The organism is Polynucleobacter sp. 15G-AUS-farblos, assembly GCF_018882445.1.
In the GTDB taxonomy this organism is placed as follows: Bacteria; Pseudomonadota; Gammaproteobacteria; order Burkholderiales; family Burkholderiaceae; genus Polynucleobacter.
The window spans coordinates 1-255 of the sequence record NZ_JACVOM010000035.1 but is presented as its reverse complement, the minus strand read 5'-3'; the positions used below and the strand labels follow the sequence as shown (position 1 = coordinate 255).

The window sequence follows — 255 nt, the reverse complement described above, 5'->3', positions numbered from 1 at the left end:
CACAATCTCTTCTAAGCGACTCATGCGTGCTAAGAGTAGGGCGTATAAGCCTTGTAAGATCGAGGCTTGGGTTAAGCCTTGTTGACGCGCAAATTGTTCTAATTGCTGGGTAGTGTGAGTACTCAAATTCACCCGTAGCTCACCCATACCACTGCCTACTACTGCTGGCTTTGCCAACTCTAAGCGACTAGGCGCAGTGAGTTCTTGTAAGTGGGTTTGCCAATACTGCTGCGCTGCTGCGCGATCTTGTTTAGC

The 255-nt window shown here is 49.4% G+C and carries 1 protein-coding gene; it reads right to left on the bottom strand.

What is annotated here, in order from left to right:
• On the bottom strand, positions 1-255 hold a 255-nt coding region (locus tag ICN41_RS11300), incomplete at both ends, for a condensation domain-containing protein (protein WP_216293029.1).